This window comes from Amycolatopsis sp. NPDC024027 (assembly GCF_040638975.1).
Lineage (GTDB): Bacteria > Actinomycetota > Actinomycetes > Mycobacteriales > Pseudonocardiaceae > Amycolatopsis.
Window position 1 is genome coordinate 58,983 of the sequence record NZ_JBEZYY010000024.1, and the last position, 17,270, is coordinate 76,252.

Sequence of the window (17,270 nt, forward strand, 5' to 3'; positions counted from 1 at the left end):
GTCGGCCGAGTGGGCCCCACGCTATTGTCCACTCGGCCAACAGTCAACAGATCGGCGGCGTGTCCGGGCGGACGACCACGCTCGGAGTCCGCGCCGGCTGGTCGCCGTTCGGGGCGGGCAGCGGGCAGACGCGGACCACCGGGGGACCCGCGTCCGCGCGGTTCCCGCTGTTGTCGAACGTGATCGGCCCGCCCGCGCCCGCCACCGCCTGGCCGCTCGAGGAAAACCCGCTGATCGCCGTGTTGACCTGGCTGCGCTGGACCGGCTTCGCCGACGGGAGCGTCCGCAGGGCCGCCGAGATCGTGGTCACCGAGTCGTAGCCGTTGACCGCCCAGCCGTCGTCGAGGTGGGTGGCGTCGAAGCCGGCGCCGGCGAACGCCGTTTCGAGGTCGCGGAAGCCCGGGTTGTCGCCGCGGAAGCGGTCGGCGCCGGAGACCAGGGTGGACACCAGGCGGATCCGGCCGTCGGCGAAGCTGGGTGACCGCAGCGCCCGCAGGCGGAGGTCCTCCAGCATCGCGTTGTCCTCCGGCGAGCGGACCCGGAGGCCGTCGGACGTGCTGACCACGGTGACCGACCCGGCCGCGCACCGGCCGCCGACCAGGGCTTCGTCGAGGCTGAAGAGGAACCGGGCCAGATCGCCGCCGCGTGCGATGTAGAGCACTTCGACGTCCTTCGCCGTGCCGCAGACCCGTTGCGCGGTCAGCGGGACCGTGCTGGCTTCGTCGGCGTCGAACTTGACTTCGGTGATCTTGCCGCCGAACCGGCGCTGCATCAGCGGCAGCGCCGTGCACGGGTACGGGTCGGAGCCGCCGGTGGGCACCATGAGGAAGTCCGGACGGCCGGGCAGGGCCGCGGCGAGCCGCTCGATCTGCACGGCGTTCCGGTAGGCGACGCGGTAGAAGTAGTCCTTCCCGACGCCGCGCGGGTAGGTGATGGCCGGGTCGCACGCGCTGAAGTCCGGCTGGTCGTCGCGGGACCCGGTCTGGTCGAAGCCCTCGGCGGTGATCAGGTCCGACACCATCGGGACCTTCGCCGCCGCCAGCAGGTCCGCCACCTCGGCCGAGCGCTGCTGGCTCAGCCCGAGCCCCGCGACCGCCACGACGGCCGGGTCGTCCGCGAGCTCCCGGGCCACTTCGACGGCCTCGCCGGCCGGCCCGTAGGCGCCGATGTTCGCGACCAGCAGCCGCATCGGGTGCAGGCAGCCGGTGTCGTTGGCGTGGCGCTGCCCGGCGGCCATCCCTTCGAGCTCGTGCAGGGCGCGCCCGCCGGCATTGCGGTCGGTCAGCGTCAGCAGCACGCCGACCGTCACCGGGGTGCCCTGGGGATCGCACTTGTCCGCGGCGGCGGCGTTCTGCTGCTCGACCACGTGCAGCACGGCGGAGAAGCGGTCGAGGCCGAAGTCGTACGAGCCGTCGCTGAGCCCCACGCACTCGTCGGCCGCCGACCAGGCGGACCCGTCGAACCAGCCGCAGGTGACCGCCCGCTGCAGCGGGCGGTGGAAGACCAGGCCGCCCGCCAGCAGGAGGACGACGGCGAGCACGGCGGAAAGCCGCCACCAGTCCGTCCACCGGTGCGGGAAATCCCGGTTCGGATCGGGGAAGAACAACCAGCGGAAGCGCGGGGCCACGGCGGGTCCTTTCGGGACGGGAGGTCAGTACCGGTTGCGGTCCGCCGAGTAGCGGTCGGCCCGGTCGAGGAACGGCTGCCGGTCCGCGACGCCCTCGCTTTCGGCCAGTTGCAGGAAGCCGTGCCAGGCGAGCCGCCGCAGGGCGGCGATGTCTTCCGGCCGCGTCACGCACGGGTCCCGTTCCAGCGCCGGCACGATGCCGAGCAGCGCGTCGGTGTGCCCGGCCGGGGTCGGTGGCCGGCCGATCCCCCGGATCTCCGCCGGATCCGTCACCCGCGGATCGGGGGTGACGACCACGGCGTCGAACAGCTCCAGCCACCGCGCGGACGGCAGTTCGGGCAGCAGGACGGCCAGCGAGTCCGCGACCTTCGCGCGGCCGCCGAGCATCAGCTCGTGGTGCCACCGCCCGGCCCGGTCGTCCGGGTGGGTTTTCCCGCGCAGGAGCCGGAAAACGCCGTCCCAGCCGGTCCGCGCGTCCGGGCGGGCGGCCAGTGCCCGGAGGCCGAGGTAGCGGGCCAGCGGGTGGAGCCGGCGTTCGCCGTCGCCGGCAGCGGGCCACAACGTCGGCGAGGTGTAGAGCGGCGAGCCGAGGCCGAAGGGCGGCGGCAGCAGGCGGACGAGCGTCCCGGCCTCCTGCCAGGTCCGGGCGGCCGCCAGCGTGATCAGCGCCTCGACCGAGGCGTCGTCCGGCCGTCGGTGCGGGTCGAGGCCGCCGACGAAGATCCGCAGCAGGTACCGGTCGGCGCGCACCTCCTCGTCCGGGTCCGGGCCGTCCAGGAGCGCGTCCGGATCGTCGAGCAACCGCGGGTTTTCCGCCAGCCGGCGCAGCACGAACCCCGTCGCGGCCGGGTGGCCGTGGGTGAGCCGGAAGGCCATCCGGGCGGTGCGTTCCGACGTCGTCCAGTCTTGGCTGCGGGCCAGCTGCAGCACCTCGGACGAACTCAGGTCGGTGACGTCGACCCGTACCCGGGGGCCGTCCACCGGATCGGCTCCCGGCCAGGGCACGGCGCCCGCCGCGGCCGGCCCGGCACTGGTCGTGACCACGGTGAGCGGATCGGGCAGCCGGTTCTCCGGCGTCGGCCGGCTGCCGGCGATCGCGTCGCGCACGCGCAACAGCGAGCGGACGAAGGTCACCGCCTCCGGGACGTCGCCGTCGTCCAGCAGCAGGAGCATCTGCGGCGGCCGGCCCCGCACCCGGGCGTGGCTGCGGCGCAGGTCCGCGAGGAACGCGCCGACCAGGACGTCGTCCACGCTGCGGCGGACCAGCGGGTCGGCGCTCCCGGCCCGGGCGCTGAGCTCGATCAGCGTGGTCTCGGGGTTCTTGGCGAAGTCCTGGTCCTGGTGCCGGAACCAGTCCACGGCGTCGCCCCAGGAGAACCGCATCAGCCCGCCCCCGCGGTACAGGCGGTTCAGCGTGCTCCGGGTGACTTCCGCCGCCAGCCTCGGGACCAGCTCGGACAGCCCGGGCACCTGGATGTGCACGAGGGCGAACGAATCACGGGCCAGTGCCGTGAGGAAATTGTCGAGCGCGGGTTTCCGTTTGTATTCGTTGAGCCGTTCCCGCAGCCGGGTCAGCTGGTCGCCGGGAGGCAGCCCGGCGAAATTCGCGGTGATGGCCAGCTGGGCGAGGAGGGAACGCGGAAAAGTCACCGGATATCCCCGGACACCCACTCCCAGCCCGAGCATGATCGAGGTCAGCAACGGTCGCAGCGACGTCTGGTCGCCGTCCGGCACCAGCGGCTGGACCAGCACGGAAGCCGTGCGGTCCCGCCAGTCCCGCAGCGCTTCGTGGAGGATCGCGGTCCGCCCGGAACCGCCGCAGCCGGTCAGGATCACGACCGGCCGCGGACCGGCCGGCGCGTTTTCCCCGCGCGGTTCGGTCAGTTCCCCGATCAGCTCCAGGACCGACGTCCGGCCCACGAACATATGTCCCCCTCGACGCCATTCGCTCTTCGCCGTTTCCCCGCGAAGACCGGAACTTTATCGTTTTCGGGCCGGCGGGAGGGCAAGAATGGCACGAAGCGGCCAAAAGGTCAGCCGAACGCCCGGCCGATGACCTGAATGCCGCAGTCCCCGGCACGCGGGGTAACCGGATCTGCCGGATGGCCGAAGGGTGGGCTGGTACGCCGGGCTGCCCTGACCGGACATCGGCCGCTGCAGTGAATGACTCATTCCTGTCGTCTGACGACAGGAATGAGTCATTCATTACGTTCGGGAGGGGGGCCGGGAGGGATCGCGTCAGCCCTGCCGGGCGTGCACAGCCGGTTTGACGAATTCTTCGGCGAATTCGCGGAAGGTGGTGGGCGTGGTGTTCGCGGCGGTGCGCGGCGTGGCGTTGTTGATGCCGCGTTCGCCGGCGAGGTCCATGTCCAGCATGGACCGGGCCATCGCCTCGGAAAACCCGCGGCCGACGAGGAACTGCCCGACGGCGGCGCGGTCGCCGCGCCGGAACCGGACGGGCGTGCCGAGTACGCCGGTCAGCACTTCGGCGATTTCCCGGTGGGAAAGGTCTTCGCCGCCGAGCACCTCGACCGAGTCCTGCCCGGTCCAGGTGTGGTCGAGCATGTACTCCGCGGCGAGCGCCGCGATGTCCTTCGTCGCGATCCAGGGCATCCTCGACTCGGCGGGCACGGTGCCCGAGACCACGCCCTCCCTGATCGTGGCCACCTGCCGGAGGATGTTGTCCATGAAGGCGGGCAGGGCCAGGGCGCGCACGTGCGCGCCGGTGCTGCGGAAGAGGTCCTCCATCGCGTGCGACGCGGACACGTGGCCGGCGTAGATCTGCGTCCCGCGCCCGAGGGCGGAGATGATCACGACGCGCGGCACCGCGTGGCGCACGACGGCGTCGGCGCCCGGGATCGAGGCGGTCACATAAGCCTCGTAGGGACTGCTCGCGGTCGCGGCCGCCGGCATGAGCCAGAACAGTGCGTCGGCGCCGTCGAGGGCCCGGTCGAGGACGTCGGGATCGCGGTGCGAGCCGACGACGACCTCGGCTCGCTCCCGGACGTCGGCGGGCAGCCGGCCCGGATCCCGGACGATGACCCGGATCGGCTCGTCCCGCCGCAGCAGCGTGGCGACGAGCTTGCTGCCGATCTGCCCGGTCGGGGCGGTGATCACAATCATGGATGATGGCTCCGATCAGCGGAAGCGGAAGTAAACTCAACTGTACCGTATACTTTGAGGTGGACGCCATGGCTCGACGTGGGGAAGCGCTACGCGAGCACATCCTCGACACGGCGAAGCTGGCCTTCCTGGAGGACGGCTTCGAGCGGACCTCCATGGACGCGATCGCGACGCGCGCCGAAACGTCGAAGCGTTCGCTGTACGCGCACTTTCCGACCAAGGACGCGCTGTTCCTCGCGGTCGTCGAGCGCGTCCGCGCCCTGTTCGGCGCCCGGATGCGCACGCCCGCCGAGTACGCCGGGTCGCCGGAGGACGCGGTCGTGCGGTACTGCGGGCGGTTCCTCCAGCTGGTGCGGTGGTCCTCGGTCGCCCGGATGCTGCGCCTCGGGATCGCGGAGGCCGATCGGCTGCCGGAGCTGGCGGCGGGCCTCTACGACGTCCTCTTCGGCACCACCGCCGACGACCTCGCGGCGCACCTGGCGGCGGCACTGGGGCTGGCGACCGGCGAGGCCGAGGCGGTGGCGAACGAACTGATCGGTCTCGTCCTCCACCCGACGCTGCCGCGCCTGCTGTTCGGGATCGACGCTCCGGTGGACGAGCTGCCCGACGAGGCCGACTTGGCGGCGGAGGTCGATCTCGCCCGGATCGGCCGGCTCTTCCGCGTCGTGCTCGGTTCGCGTCGGTGAGCCGGCGACCACCGCTGCGGTAGGCCTCTCACCTGCGAAAACGTACTATACTGCGGTGGTATACACGGTGGGTATACTCCTGCGGTATAGTCAGCCGCACCCCCGGCTCCCGGGGGCAAGGAGGGGATCAAGCGAATGTCGATTTCGCACACCTTGCTCGCTTTGCTCGAGTCCGGCCCGCGGCACGGCTACGACCTGAAACGGGCGTACGACGAGCAGTTCGGGCAGGACCGCCCGCTGGCTTACGGCCAGGTCTATTCGACGTTGTCACGGCTGCTGCGCAACGGCATGGTCGAGGTCGCGGGCGTCGAGAGCGGCGAGGGGCCGGAGCGGAAGCGCTACACGATCACCGACGCGGGGGTCACCGACGTCGAGACGTGGCTGCGCACGCCGGAAAGCCCGCAGCCGTACCTGCAGAACACGCTCTACACCAAGGTGGTGCTCGCGCTGTTGTCCGGCCGCAGCGCCGACGACGTGCTCCACGTCCAGCGCGGCGAGCACCTGAACGTGATGCGGGCGCTCACCAAACGCAAGCGCGGGGGCGACCTCGCCGATCAGCTGATCTGCGATCACGCTCTCTTCCACCTCGAGGCGGACCTGCGGTGGCTGGAGCTCACCGCCGCGCGCCTCGGCGAACTCGAACAGGCGGTGCGCTGATGACCGGGCCGGGAACGCCGTTGCTCGTCGGCAAGGGACTGTACAAGTCGTTCGGCCCCACGCGGGCGCTCGACGGGGCGGCGCTGTCGGTCTCGGCGGGGGAGGTGCTCGCGATCATGGGCGCGTCCGGGTCGGGCAAATCGACGCTGCTGCACTGCCTGGCCGGCATCATCCGGCCGGACGCGGGCACCATCGGCTACCGCGGCGCCGACCTCGCCGGGATGGACGACAAGGGCCGGAGTGCGTTGCGGCGCACCGACTTCGGCTTCGTGTTCCAGTTCGGCCAGCTCGTCCCCGAGCTGTCCTGCCTCGAGAACGTCGCGCTTCCGCTGCGGCTGACCGGTAGCCGGCGGAAGCAGGCCGAGGCCAAGGCGACCGAGTGGCTCGCCCGGCTGGAGGTCGACGGGCTGGCCAAGCGCCGCCCCGGTGACGTCTCCGGCGGGCAGGCGCAGCGGGTCGCGGTGGCGCGGGCGCTGGTGACCGGACCGAAGGTGGTCTTCGCCGACGAGCCGACCGGCGCGCTCGACTCGCTCAACGGCGAAAAGGTCATGCGGATGCTCACCGATGCGGCGCGGGAAACGCACGCCGCGGTCGTGCTGGTGACCCACGAGCCGCGGGTGGCCGCCTATTCGGACCGGGAGATCATGGTGCTCGACGGGCGCACGGTCGACCGGGAGCTGGTCGCGTGATGCGGGAGCTGGCGCTGGGCCTCCGGCTGGCCGTCGGGGGCGGCCGGATGTCCGGCGCGGCGCTGCTGCGCCTGGCGATGACCGCGTTCGGGATCGCGCTCGCGGTCGCCGTGCTGCTGCCCGCGGCGGCCGTCCACCACCTGGTCGGCGCGCAGGCGGAACGCAAGGCGGCGATCACGCAGGTCACCGAGCCGCGTGCGGGCGTCACCCCGCTGCTGGCCTACAACTGGTACGCGTCGCTCGGTGAGGACTTCGTGAAGGTCACCGCGGTCGCGGCGACCGGGCCGAGCTCGCCGGTGCCGCCGGGGCTCAGCCGGCTGCCGGCGCAGGGGGAGCTCGCCGTGTCGCCGGAGCTGGCCGCGAAGCTCGCCGGACCGGACGGCGGCTCGCTCAAAGCGCAGCTGCCGGGGCACGTCGTCGACCGGATCTCGCGGGAAGGCGTCTCCGGCGCGGGCGATCTGACCGCGTACTACGGGGTGCCGGCCGCGCAGATCGAGGCCGAGGGCGCCGAGGGCAAGAAGGTCTACGCGTTCGGCCGGCCCTACACCGGGCTCGGCCTGTCGGCGCTCATGCTGGGCATCATCCTGCCGGTCGCCGCGGTCCTGCTGCTGCCGTTGCTGATCTTCGTGACCACCGCGTCGCGGATGGGCGCGGCGCAACGGGAACGCCGGCTCGCCGCGCTGCGGCTGCTCGGCCTGGACTCCCCGCAGGTCAAACGGATCGCGGCGGCCGAATCGCTGGTCGGGGCCGTGCTCGGGCTCGCGGCCGGGATCGGGTTCTTCGCCCTGCTGCGCACGTTCGTCGCCGAGATCCTGCCGTTCGGCCTGCGGATCTTCCCGGAGGACCTGGTCCCGTCCTGGCCGCTCGTCGTGGTGATCGTGCTGCTGGTACCCGGGCTCGCGGTCGGCTCGGCGCTGTTCGGGCTGCGCCGCACGATCGTGGAACCGCTCGGCGTGGTCCGCCAGGGCAAGCCGGTGCGCCGGCGGATGTGGTGGCGCTGGGCGCTCACCACGATCGGCGTGCTGTTCCTGGCCGCCACCCTGGCCTTCGAGCGGGGGACCGGCGACACGCCCGCCGCGCTGGCGCTCTCGGTGGGGAGCGTGTTCCTGCTCGTCGGCGTCGCGGCCCTGCTGCCGTGGCTGGTCGAGCGGCTCGTGGAACGCCTGCACGGCGGCTCGCCGTCGTGGCAGCTCGCGATCCGGCGGCTGCAGCTGGACAGCGGCACCGCCAGCCGCGTGGTGTCCGGCCTGGTCGTCGTGCTCGCCGGCACGATCCTGATCCAGGGCGTGATCACCTCGCTCGCCAGCGGGACCGACCGGCAGGTCACCCCGGACGGCGTGGCCGCCGCCCCGGTGCAGGTGCAGACCACCGCCGCGCACGAGGCCGAGGTCGGCAAGCTGGTGGCGGCCGCGCCCGGCGTGACCGGCGTGCACCCGGCCCGGAACCTGACGTTCCGGTCCGGGGAGCAGCGCGACTACGGCGTGGTCGGCGACTGCGTGGCGCTCAAGGTGCAGGCGAACATCGGCGACTGCTCCGACGGCGACGTGTTCTACCTGGCGTCCGCGCAGGGTGGCGCGGTGCCGACCGGCAAAGTGCAGTTGCAGGGCTATTCCCGCGACGGAGACGTGAACGGTCCGGAGTGGACGGTCCCGGGCAACGTCCGGGTCGTGCGGTCGGGCGACACGGCGAACGGCCAGAGCCTGCTTGTCACGCCCGGCGCGCTCGGCGGGCTCGCCCTCCCGGCGTCCTCCGTCGCGGTCTACGTGTCGGGCACCGGCGACGCGCAGGCGCTGACCGACGCTGTCGCGAGGGCGGTCCAGCCGCTCGCGTGGAACGCCACGGCCTCCAAGAGCGACTACCTCGGCGATTTCCGCGCCCGCGACCAGCGGATGGTGGAGAGCTTCCGGGCGGTGCTGATCACCGCGTCGCTGTTCGTGCTGGCGGTGGCCGCGATGAGCCTGCTGATGCTCTCGATCGAGCAGATCAGCGAACGGCGGCGGCCGCTGGCGGCGCTGTCCGCGGCCGGCGTGCCGATCGGGGTGCTGGCGCGCGGAGCGTTGTGGCAGACCGGGATCCCGGTGGTGGTCGGCGTGGTGCTGGCGGTCGCGGCGGGTCTCGGGCTGACCGCGCCGATCCTGCGGCTGGCGGACCGGCCGATGATCGTCGACGTCCCGGTGCTGCTCACCCTGGCGGCGACCACGGTGGTGGCGGTCCTGCTGGTGACCGCGCTGACGATGCCGTTGCTGCGGCAGGTGACCCGGCTGGACACCCTGCGCTCGGAATGAGCCGGGCCGGTCGGGGCCGGGCGCGCCACCCGGCTCGCCTACTGGGCGCGTCCGGGTGGCCGCTCGGGCTTGGCCGGTGGTGATCCGGGCGGTGGCGGACCTGTGCGAGTGGTGGCGTCGGGGCGGTTCTGCGTCGCGGCGGGTTCGGTGGTTCGCCTGCCGGGTGCGTTCGGGGTGCCGCCCGGGCTCGCCCGGCCGGGATCCCGGCGGCGGCGAACCTCCGTGAGCGTCGGCGCGGCCCCAAACCGCGCCGGCGCCGGTCACCGCTCGCAGGGCCCGAAATATCGGCACTCGATCAACGCCCGCGGGTCGAGTGACCGCGCGCGCGGCTCGAGGGTGTCCAGCAGGGCCGCGATCTCGTCCAGGTTTACGACACCCGCCGCGGTCAACGGGAAGAACCGCTCGCGGGTGTCGTGGTCGGGGCAGCCGCTGCCGCGGAGGTTGCCCGCCGGGACCAGGGCGAAGACCTCTTCGCCCTCGTTGCCGAACGTGAAGTAGCTCTGCAGCCGCACCGGGGTGGTGTCGCCGACGTCGTTGATGTGCCGGCCGCCGTAGGTCTCCGGGTAGTGCCAGCCCGCGTGCACGTCGTTGGCGAACCACACCCGCGCCGGATCGCTGTCGCCGTCGAGGAGCCAGCCCCGTGCGGTGAGGAACTCGTGCACCCCGAGCTGGCGGGCGACCATGAGGTCGGACGTGGTCATCGCGGTCCCTTCGGACGAAGTCGGGTACTCACGCTCAGTGTCGCGCTTGGCCGGTTTCCACGACCGGGTGACCCGCGTCCGGGAAGCGAGACACCGGGCCGGCTACACGATGCCCGCCGAGATCAGCTGCTGCCAGATCTCGCCTTGGTCGACGACCTCGACGCCGTGCTTCTCGGCCTTCGTCAGCTTGCTCGCCCCGACGTCGGCGCCGGTGATGAGCAGGTCGGTGCTCGCCGAAACCGACGTCGCCGTGGTCGCGCCCGCCTTCTCGCAGAGCCGCTGGAACGTGGGGCGGGGGACCTTCTCGCCCGACCGGGGGTCGCTGATCGAGCCGGTGACCACCACCGTCTTGCCCGCCAGCGGCGCGCCCGCCGCGATGACCGGCGGGAGGTCCTCTTCGCGCACGTCCAGCGAAACACCCGCCTCCCGCAGGCGCTCGAGCTCGGGGCGCAGCCGGGTGAGGTGCTCGATCAGCGACGCGGCGACCTTCGGCCCGATGTCCTCCACCGCCACGAGCCCCTCGACCCCCGCTTCCACGACGTCCTCGAGGGAGCCGAACCCGGCCCGGCACAGGCGGGCGGCCGTGCCTTCGGACGCCATCGGGATGGCCAGCCCGATCAGCGCCCGGCGCAGGCCGACCGCCCGGCTCGCGTCGATCGACTCGATCATCCGGGTGGCCGAAACCTCGCCGATGCGGTCGAACTCGAGCAGCTTTTCCTTCGTCAGCCCGTAGAAGTCCGACGGGTGCTCCAGGATGCCCGCCTCGGCCAGCCGTTCGATCCACACGCCGCCGATGGCGTCGATGTCCGCCGCCGCCCGCGACGCCCAGTGGATCAGCCGCCGCACGGTCTGGGCCGGGCAGGACACGTTGGTGCAGAACAGTTCCCGGCTGTTGCCCTGCTCGGTCAGCGGCTGCCCGCACGACGGGCACACCTCCGGCGGGACGATCTCCCGCTCGGCGCCCGTGCGCTTCGAGGCGTCGAGCACGCCGGCGACGAACGGGATCACGTCACCCGCGCGGCGCACCAGCACGGTGTCGCCGATCTTGATGCCGCGGGCGCGGATCACCTCCTGGTTGGCCAGGGTCGCGCGGGTGACCGTGGTCCCGCCCACGAAGACCGGCTCCAGCCAGGCGACCGGGGCGATCTTGCCGGTCTTGCCGACGTCCCAGACCACATCGGACAGCACGGTGGTCTTCTCCTCGGCGGCGAACTTGAACGCCAGCGCCCCGCGGGGTGAGCTCGACCGGGTGCCGGCCGCCGCGTACGCGTCCCGGCTCGCCAGCCGGAGCACGGCGCCGTCGAGGTCGTAGTCCAGGTCGTTGCGCTGCTGTTCGATCTCGCCGATCACGCTCTGCGCCTCGGCGGCGTCGGCGCACCGCCGCATGTCGGCCGCGGTGAAGCCGAGGGTGTGCAGCGCGCTGCCGAGGTCGGTCTCCGCGCTGTCGGGCTCGGTGTGCAGGTCGAAGGCGAAGAACCGCAGCCGGCGCTCGGCCACCGTCGCGGGGTCCTTCGCGCGCAGCGTGCCGGCGGCGGCGTTGCGCGGGTTGATCAGCGGTTTGTCCGGATGGGCCGTGTTGTAGGCGGCGAAGGTGGAGCGCAGCATGACGGCCTCGCCGCGGACCTCGACGCGGCCCGGCGCGCCGACCTGCTCCGGGATCCCGTCGGTCAGGGCGCGCACGAGCATCGTGACGTCGTCGCCGGTCGTGCCGTCGCCGCGGGTGACGGCCCGGGCCAGCCGCCCGTTTTCGTAGACGACGGCGAGCGACAGGCCGTCCAGCTTCGGCATCACGACCACCGGCTGGCCGGGGAAACGGTCGAAGAACGCCGCCACCTGCTCGGGTTTGGTCGCCTTCTCCAGCGACAGCATCGGGCGCGAGTGCCGGATCGGCGCGTGCAGCACCGCGGGCGCGCCGACCTGGTCGAGGGGGTTCGGGTCGGGCGTGAGGTCCGGGTGCGCCTCGATCAGGCTCCGCAGCTCGTCCTCGACCGCGTCGTACTCCGCGTCGGCCACCAGCGGCGACCCCCGGTAGTAGGCGTCACGCAGCACCGTGATGCGGTCGGCGAGTTCCTGGATGCGTTCCTGAGCGTTCACCCCGGGGACGTTACCGGGCACCCCCGACAAGAACCGCATCCTGGAAGAACTCCAGGGTTACGATGAAGATCATGCGATTCGCCATCAAGACCTCGCCCCAGAACACCGAATGGGCCGGCATGCTCGCCGTCTGGCAGGCCGCGGACGAAATCGAGCTGTTCGAGTCCGCCTGGACCTTCGACCACTTCTACCCCATCTTCTCCGACCCGACCGGACCCTGCCTGGAAGGCTGGGTGACGCTGACCGCACTGGCCCAGGCCACGAAGCGGCTGCGGCTGGGCACGCTGGTCAGCGGCATCCACTACCGCCACCCCGCGCTGCTGGCCAACATGGCCGCGACGCTCGACATCGTCTCCGGCGGCCGGCTGGAGATCGGCGTCGGCGCCGGCTGGAACGAAGAGGAGTCCGGCGCGTACGGCATGGAGCTGGGCTCGATCAAGGCCCGCAGCGACCGGTTCGAGGAGGCGTGCGAGGTCCTCGTCGGGCTGCTGACGCAGGAGACCACGACGTTCCGGGGTGAGCACTACCAGCTGACCGACGCCCGCTGCGAGCCGAAGGCCGTCCAGCGGCCGCACCCGCCGATCTGCATCGGCGGCAGCGGCGAGAAGCGCACCCTGCGCACGGCTGCGAAGTACGCCCAGCACTGGAACTTCGTCGGCGGGACGCCCGAGGAGTTCGCCCGCAAGCGTGAGGTCCTGCACCGCCACTGCGCGGACGTCGGCCGCGACCCGGCCGAGATCACGCTGTCCTCGCACGTCCGGCTCGACCCGGACCTCGACTACGCGAAGGTCGCCGCCGAAGCCGAGGCGCTCGGGGAAGCGGGCGTGGACCTGGCGATCGTGTACCTGCCGCCGCCGCACACCCCGGCCGTGCTGGAGCCGCTGGCGAAGGCGCTCGAGCCGCTGCGCTGAACCGCCCGGTCAGGCCGGGGCGCCCAGGGCGGCCACGGCCGCGGCGATGCCCGCGCGGTCGTAACTGCCGGTGGGCAGGGTGGCGCTGTGCGCGTGGCGAACCACCCCCTCGGCGTCGACGAGGATGCTGCCGGACCGCTGCAGCGCCCCGAAGACGGCCCGGTTCAGCCCGGCCAGTTCGTGCGGTGTGCCGCGGGGAGCGGTGAGGACCGGGAACGGGATCTCGTGCTTCGCCCGCCACGCGGCGGCCGTCGCGCGGTCCTCGGGGACGGCGATCAGGACCCGGACGCCGGCCGCCTCGAGCGCGGCGGCGTCCTCGGCGAGGGAACGGACGTGCCGCCGGCAGACCGGGCACGTCGTCGACCGCATGAAGTAGAGCAGCACGGCGTGGTGGCCGGGGAGCTGGACGGTCTGCCCGTCGGTGTCTTCCAGCACCAGCCGCGGTGCGGGCGATCCGGCTTCGAGCACGGTGAACTTCCTTTCACGGGTGGGATTTTCAGGCGGTGTACAGCCGGGCCCGGACCGCGGCCCGGGCCCGGTGCAGGTGGGACTTCATCGCCGGGGTGCTCAGCCCGAGCGCGCCGGCGAACGCCCGCCCCGGGTGCCCGAGGACGTCGCGCATGATGAGCACGCGGCGCTGGACGTCCGGCAGCGCGCGGATGGCTTCGGCGACGCGCTCGGCTTCGAGCCGCCCGAGGACCTCGTCTTCGGCCGACGCGGCGAGGCCGGGGTCGGCGGCGTCTTCGAGCAGGCGCCGGGCGCGGCGCAGGCACTCGTTACGGACGATCCGGAACATCCACGAGGCCAGCGCCGCCGAGGCCCGCAGGGAGCCGATCTTGCGGTAGAGGACGAGCAGGGCCTCCTGCGCCGCGTCCTCGGCGTCCTGCGGCGACGCACAGAGGTGGTCGGCGAAGCGCCGCACGTGCGGGTGGGCCCCGTGCACGACCGCGGTGATCGACTCGAGGTCGCCACCCTGCGCTGCTTCGACGAGCTGCTCGCTGACCCAACCCATCGCATCTCTCCCTGTCGGCGTGACCACACCCCATAAGAGGCTCCGGCACCCCGAAAGGATTCACCGCCGGTCCGGGAGGGCGGCCCGGCGGGTGGCCGGCCCCCGTACCGGCGATGGACTCGGCCGTGGGTCTCGTCGCTCAGCGTGTCCGGGGCCGGGGGCTTCCGGGCCGCCTCCCGCTCGCGGCGAGCGCCGCCGGTGGCGAGCCGTTGCCCGGCGCCGTCGTGTCGTGGCATTTCCCGCCGCCCGTCCGGAAACACCGAACATCGAAATCCCCGGTTTCGTGATCAATGAACATCGTCACCTGTTTCCGTTACGACAGAGAATCTGTTTCACTCGATCGTGTGACGCTGAAATTCGGGCTCCCGTGCTGGTTGGCCAAAAGTAATGGCGCCGGTAAGGTCGCCCCGGGGAGAGCAACCCGAATGGTTGATTATTTCGTCACTCGCCTTCCGTGATTCCGGAGCAGAAAGAAAGAGCCTTGGATTTCGAAGCACTGGCCGGCGAGTTGCGGAACCTGCGGGAGAACGTCGCCGGGGTGACCGACACGGTGCTGGCCGCGGTCGACGGCATCCCGATCATCGCCGACGCCGCCGACGACATCGATCCGGCGAAGATCTCCGCGCTCGCCGCGGCCGATCTCGGAATCGCCCGGCAGGCCGCCGAAATCACCGGCAAGGGCACGCTGAACCAGACCGTGGTGTTCGGCAGCGAAGGCTACATGGCCGTCTACGCCATCGGGCGGCTGGCGCTGATGGTCGTGCTGGGGGACAAGGGCCTGAACGTCGGGCGCCTGCTGTTCGAATCCCGGCCCGTCATCGAGCGGATCGGCTCGATCCTGGCCGCGTAGCACGCCGGCCGACCACCCGTTCACGGAGAGGAAGCGCACACGATGATGAACATCGACACGGCACTCAAGGAAGCCATGTCCATCAGCGGCGCCGTCGGCGTCGCGCTGGTCGACTACGAAAGCGGGATGTCCCTGGGCACCAGCGGCGGCGGTGAATGGCTCGACCTGGAGGTCGCCGCGGCCGGGAACACCGAGGTCGTGCGGTCGAAACTGCGGGTGATGTCCTCGCTGGCGCTCAACGATTCCATCGAGGACATCCTGATCACCTTGCACCGCCAATACCACCTGATCCGGCTGCTGAATTCGGTGGGTTCCCGGAATTCGCTGTTCCTGTACCTGGTGCTGGACCGCGACCGGGCGAACCTGGCGCTGGCCCGGCACTACCTCAAACGCATCGAAACGGATCTGCAGGTGTAGCCCGGGATGAGCGGAGGCGGCTCCCGCGCCGCACTCGTCGTCGGCTCGGCGTTCGTGCACGACCTCGGGTCCCTGTTCCCCGTGACGATGAACCTCGCCGGTGAGGAACTGGCGTTCACGTTCGTGTCGTCCTGCCCGTCACCGGACGCCGTCGCGGAGTGGGTCCGGCTGCGCTCGGGCACCGTGGTGGCCGGCCGGGTGCCGCGCTTCTTCGTCGACGCGAACGGGCGGCGGATCCGCGTCGAGCTGGCCGGATCGGCGATCCGGGCCCTGGTCGTCCTCGCCGACGAGGTGACCGCCGCACCGGCGTCCGTCCCGCAGCTCGGCCGCTGGCAGGACCAGATGCCCTGCCGCGTGCGCGGCGCGATGGACGAGCTCGCGCGGATGCTGTCGCGCTGCCACCACCGCGCGGGCGGCGCCGCGCCGCTGATCGACCTGGACCTGGCCTACCGGCCGGACCGCGAGTACGAGACCCGCCTGGCCGGCGCGCACGAACGGGTGCGGGCGTACATCGCCCCGGTCCGCCCGGTGCTGGCCATGCGCTGGCGGTCGGCGACGTCGGCCCAGCGCAAGGCGTTCCTGGCGGAGGTACCGGATGATTCACCGGTCCGGGGCTGGCTCCGGCGGCGCCGGACCACGCGGATCATGGGAATGGAGGTGGAGGTGTCGCCCTGACCGGCGTGCTGCTGACGGCCGGGCCCGCGTCGGCCCACACCGAGCTCGAGTCGAGTTCACCAGCCGAAGGGGCGAGCCTCGCCGCGGCGCCGAGCAAGATCGAGCTCATCTTCGAGGAGCCGGTCACCCTGCAGCCGGACCCGATCTCGGTGACCGGCCCGGACGGGGCGAAGTGGATGGTCGGCACCGCCGCGGTCTCGGCCAGTTCCGCGGCGCCGGCGAGCGACATCGGCAGCAGTGTTCCGGCTTGGGTGTGGATCCTGATCGCCGTGTTGGTCGTGGTGGCCGCGGCCGTCGTCGCGCTGCGGCTGGTGCGACAACGGCCGTAAGGCTCCTCACCGCAGTTCGCCGAAGAACGCCCGGACGTCGTCCACCAGCAGGTCGGGCGCCTCCATCGCCGCGAAGTGGCCGCCCCGGCCGAATTCGGACCAGTGGACGATCGTGTGCTCGCGGTCGAGCGCGCCGCGGATCGACACGTCCAGCGGGAACACCGCGACCCCGGTCGGCACGGGCGACCGCTCGCTCGCGCCCCACGCGCCCGCGTGCGCGGTCTCGTAGTAGCAGTGGGCCGACGACCCGCCGGTGCCGGTCAGCCAGTAGAGCATCACGTTGGTGAGCAACAGGTCCCGGTCCACCGCGTCCTCCGGCAGCTCGGCCGCCGGGTCGGTCCACTCCTTGAACTTCTCCACGATCCAGGCCAACTGCCCCACCGGGGAATCGTGCAGCCCGTGCGCCAGCGTCTGCGGCCGGGTCGTCTGCATCGCCACGTACCCGGACTGCTCGGTCCGCAGGTACGCGAAGTGCTCCAGCCGCGCCTTCTCGGCCTCGGTCAGCTCGGCACCGTCGTCCGGCGGGCCGAACGCGGCGAGCCCGTTGGCGTGCACGCCGACGACCTTGTCCGGGGCGAGCCGGCCGAGGCCCGGGCCGACGACGGCGCCGGTGTCGCCGCCCTGGGCGCCGTAACGCTCGTAGCCGAGTCGGTGCATCAGCTCGGCGAACGCGCGGGTGATCCGGCCGGTGTCCCAGCCCGTCTCGCGGGTCGGCCCGGAGAAGGCCGTGCCCGGGTTCGACGGGACCACCAGGTGGAACGCGGTCGCCGGGTCGGCGCCGTGGGCGCGCGGGTCGGTCAGCGGGCCGATCACGTTCAGGAACTCGACGATCGATCCGGGCCAGCCGTGGATCAGGATCAGCGGCAGGGCGTCCGGCTCGGGGGAGCGGACGTGCAGGAAGTGGATGTCCTGCCCGTCGATCTCGGTGACGAACTGCGGGAACGCGTTCAGCTTCCGCTCGTGGGCGCGCCAGTCGTAGCCGTCGCGCCAGTACCCGGCCAGCTCCCTGAGGTAGCCCACCGGCACCCCGCGGCTCCAGCCCGTCCCGGGCAGGTCCGCTCCCCAGCGGGTGCGGGCGAGCCGGTCGCGCAGGTCGTCCAGCTCGGCCTGGGGGACGTCGATGGTGAAGGGCCGGATCTCTTCGGTGTTCTGCATGACTCCCACCGTAGAAGCCGGCTAGGTCAGGTTCGGTCCTAGGCGAAGGGCAAACTGAG

Annotated in this window: 17 protein-coding genes; 9 read left to right on the forward strand and 8 right to left on the reverse strand. The window is 72.2% G+C overall.

All coding sequences use genetic code 11. The features are described 5' to 3' along the window. Positions 1–43 precede the first annotated feature (43 nt). From AB0F52_RS41400 to AB0F52_RS41410, 3 genes are all read right to left on the reverse strand, one after another. Positions 44–1,627 carry an ABC transporter substrate-binding protein gene (locus tag AB0F52_RS41400; protein WP_360183114.1) on the reverse strand — a complete coding sequence of 528 codons (1,584 nt, stop codon included), beginning with the start codon at positions 1,625–1,627 and terminating at the stop codon, positions 44–46. Positions 1,628–1,651: 24 nt separating this feature from the next. Then, positions 1,652–3,553 (reverse strand): hypothetical protein, encoded by a 1,902-nt coding sequence (locus AB0F52_RS41405; RefSeq protein WP_360183116.1) that lies wholly within the window; start codon positions 3,551–3,553, stop codon positions 1,652–1,654. Positions 3,554–3,865: 312 nt separating this feature from the next. Continuing rightward, on the reverse strand, positions 3,866–4,750 hold the full coding sequence (locus tag AB0F52_RS41410) for an NAD(P)H-binding protein (RefSeq protein ID WP_360183118.1): 885 nt from the start codon (positions 4,748–4,750) through the stop codon (positions 3,866–3,868). Between the two features lie 68 nt (positions 4,751–4,818). Here AB0F52_RS41410 and AB0F52_RS41415 point away from each other — a divergent pair, with 68 nt between their 5' ends. From AB0F52_RS41415 to AB0F52_RS41430, 4 genes are all read left to right on the forward strand, one after another. Then, complete coding sequence (locus AB0F52_RS41415; RefSeq protein ID WP_360183120.1) at positions 4,819–5,436, forward strand: helix-turn-helix domain-containing protein; 618 nt, start codon at positions 4,819–4,821, stop codon at positions 5,434–5,436. A gap of 135 nt (positions 5,437–5,571) precedes the next feature. Beyond that, the gene (locus AB0F52_RS41420; RefSeq protein WP_360183122.1) at positions 5,572–6,093 is read left to right on the forward strand and encodes a PadR family transcriptional regulator; all 522 of its coding nucleotides are present in this window, start codon (positions 5,572–5,574) and stop codon (positions 6,091–6,093) included. Next, entirely contained in the window at positions 6,093–6,782 is a 690-nt protein-coding gene (locus tag AB0F52_RS41425; protein ID WP_103342024.1) for an ABC transporter ATP-binding protein, read from the forward strand. Before AB0F52_RS41420 ends, AB0F52_RS41425 begins: the two co-directional genes overlap by 1 nt. Next, the gene (locus tag AB0F52_RS41430) at positions 6,779–9,067 is read left to right on the forward strand and encodes an FtsX-like permease family protein (protein ID WP_360183125.1); all 2,289 of its coding nucleotides are present in this window, start codon (positions 6,779–6,781) and stop codon (positions 9,065–9,067) included. Before AB0F52_RS41425 ends, AB0F52_RS41430 begins: the two co-directional genes overlap by 4 nt. 260 nt (positions 9,068–9,327) lie before the next feature. On the opposite strand, the gene AB0F52_RS41435 is transcribed toward AB0F52_RS41430, so the two are convergent. Both AB0F52_RS41435 and ligA read right to left on the reverse strand, forming a co-directional pair. Then, on the reverse strand, positions 9,328–9,768 hold the full coding sequence (locus AB0F52_RS41435; RefSeq protein ID WP_360183127.1) for a hypothetical protein: 441 nt from the start codon (positions 9,766–9,768) through the stop codon (positions 9,328–9,330). 102 nt (positions 9,769–9,870) lie between these two features. After that, the gene (gene ligA / locus AB0F52_RS41440; RefSeq protein WP_360183129.1) at positions 9,871–11,862 is read right to left on the reverse strand and encodes an NAD-dependent DNA ligase LigA; all 1,992 of its coding nucleotides are present in this window, start codon (positions 11,860–11,862) and stop codon (positions 9,871–9,873) included. A 71-nt stretch (positions 11,863–11,933) separates the two neighbouring features. Here ligA and AB0F52_RS41445 point away from each other — a divergent pair, with 71 nt between their 5' ends. Then, complete coding sequence (locus tag AB0F52_RS41445; protein ID WP_360183131.1) at positions 11,934–12,773, forward strand: LLM class F420-dependent oxidoreductase; 840 nt, start codon at positions 11,934–11,936, stop codon at positions 12,771–12,773. 9 nt (positions 12,774–12,782) lie between these two features. Here the strand turns inward: AB0F52_RS41445 and AB0F52_RS41450 are convergent, their stop codons facing one another. Both AB0F52_RS41450 and AB0F52_RS41455 read right to left on the reverse strand, forming a co-directional pair. Then, positions 12,783–13,241 (reverse strand): redoxin domain-containing protein, encoded by a 459-nt coding sequence (locus AB0F52_RS41450; protein WP_360183133.1) that lies wholly within the window; start codon positions 13,239–13,241, stop codon positions 12,783–12,785. Positions 13,242–13,269: 28 nt separating this feature from the next. Next, positions 13,270–13,785, reverse strand: a complete 516-nt coding sequence (locus tag AB0F52_RS41455) for an RNA polymerase sigma factor (protein WP_360183135.1) — start codon at positions 13,783–13,785, stop codon at positions 13,270–13,272. A 481-nt stretch (positions 13,786–14,266) separates the two neighbouring features. Here AB0F52_RS41455 and AB0F52_RS41460 point away from each other — a divergent pair, with 481 nt between their 5' ends. From AB0F52_RS41460 to AB0F52_RS41475, 4 genes are read left to right on the forward strand one after another with little or no spacing between them, the layout of a single operon-like run. Then, entirely contained in the window at positions 14,267–14,635 is a 369-nt protein-coding gene (locus AB0F52_RS41460) for a roadblock/LC7 domain-containing protein (protein ID WP_285990422.1), read from the forward strand. A 45-nt stretch (positions 14,636–14,680) separates the two neighbouring features. After that, positions 14,681–15,052: a hypothetical protein gene (locus AB0F52_RS41465; RefSeq protein WP_360183283.1), complete on the forward strand. Its 372-nt coding sequence runs from the start codon at positions 14,681–14,683 to the stop codon at positions 15,050–15,052. Between the two features lie 6 nt (positions 15,053–15,058). Continuing rightward, a complete protein-coding gene (locus AB0F52_RS41470) occupies positions 15,059–15,727 on the forward strand; it encodes a hypothetical protein (protein ID WP_360183137.1) in 669 nt (222 codons plus the stop codon). 5 nt (positions 15,728–15,732) lie between these two features. Beyond that, entirely contained in the window at positions 15,733–16,056 is a 324-nt protein-coding gene (locus AB0F52_RS41475) for a copper resistance protein CopC (RefSeq protein ID WP_360183139.1), read from the forward strand. A gap of 6 nt (positions 16,057–16,062) precedes the next feature. Here AB0F52_RS41475 and AB0F52_RS41480 read toward each other — a convergent pair whose 3' ends face one another. Continuing rightward, positions 16,063–17,211, reverse strand: a complete 1,149-nt coding sequence (locus AB0F52_RS41480; RefSeq protein ID WP_360183141.1) for an epoxide hydrolase family protein — start codon at positions 17,209–17,211, stop codon at positions 16,063–16,065. Positions 17,212–17,270 lie beyond the last annotated feature (59 nt).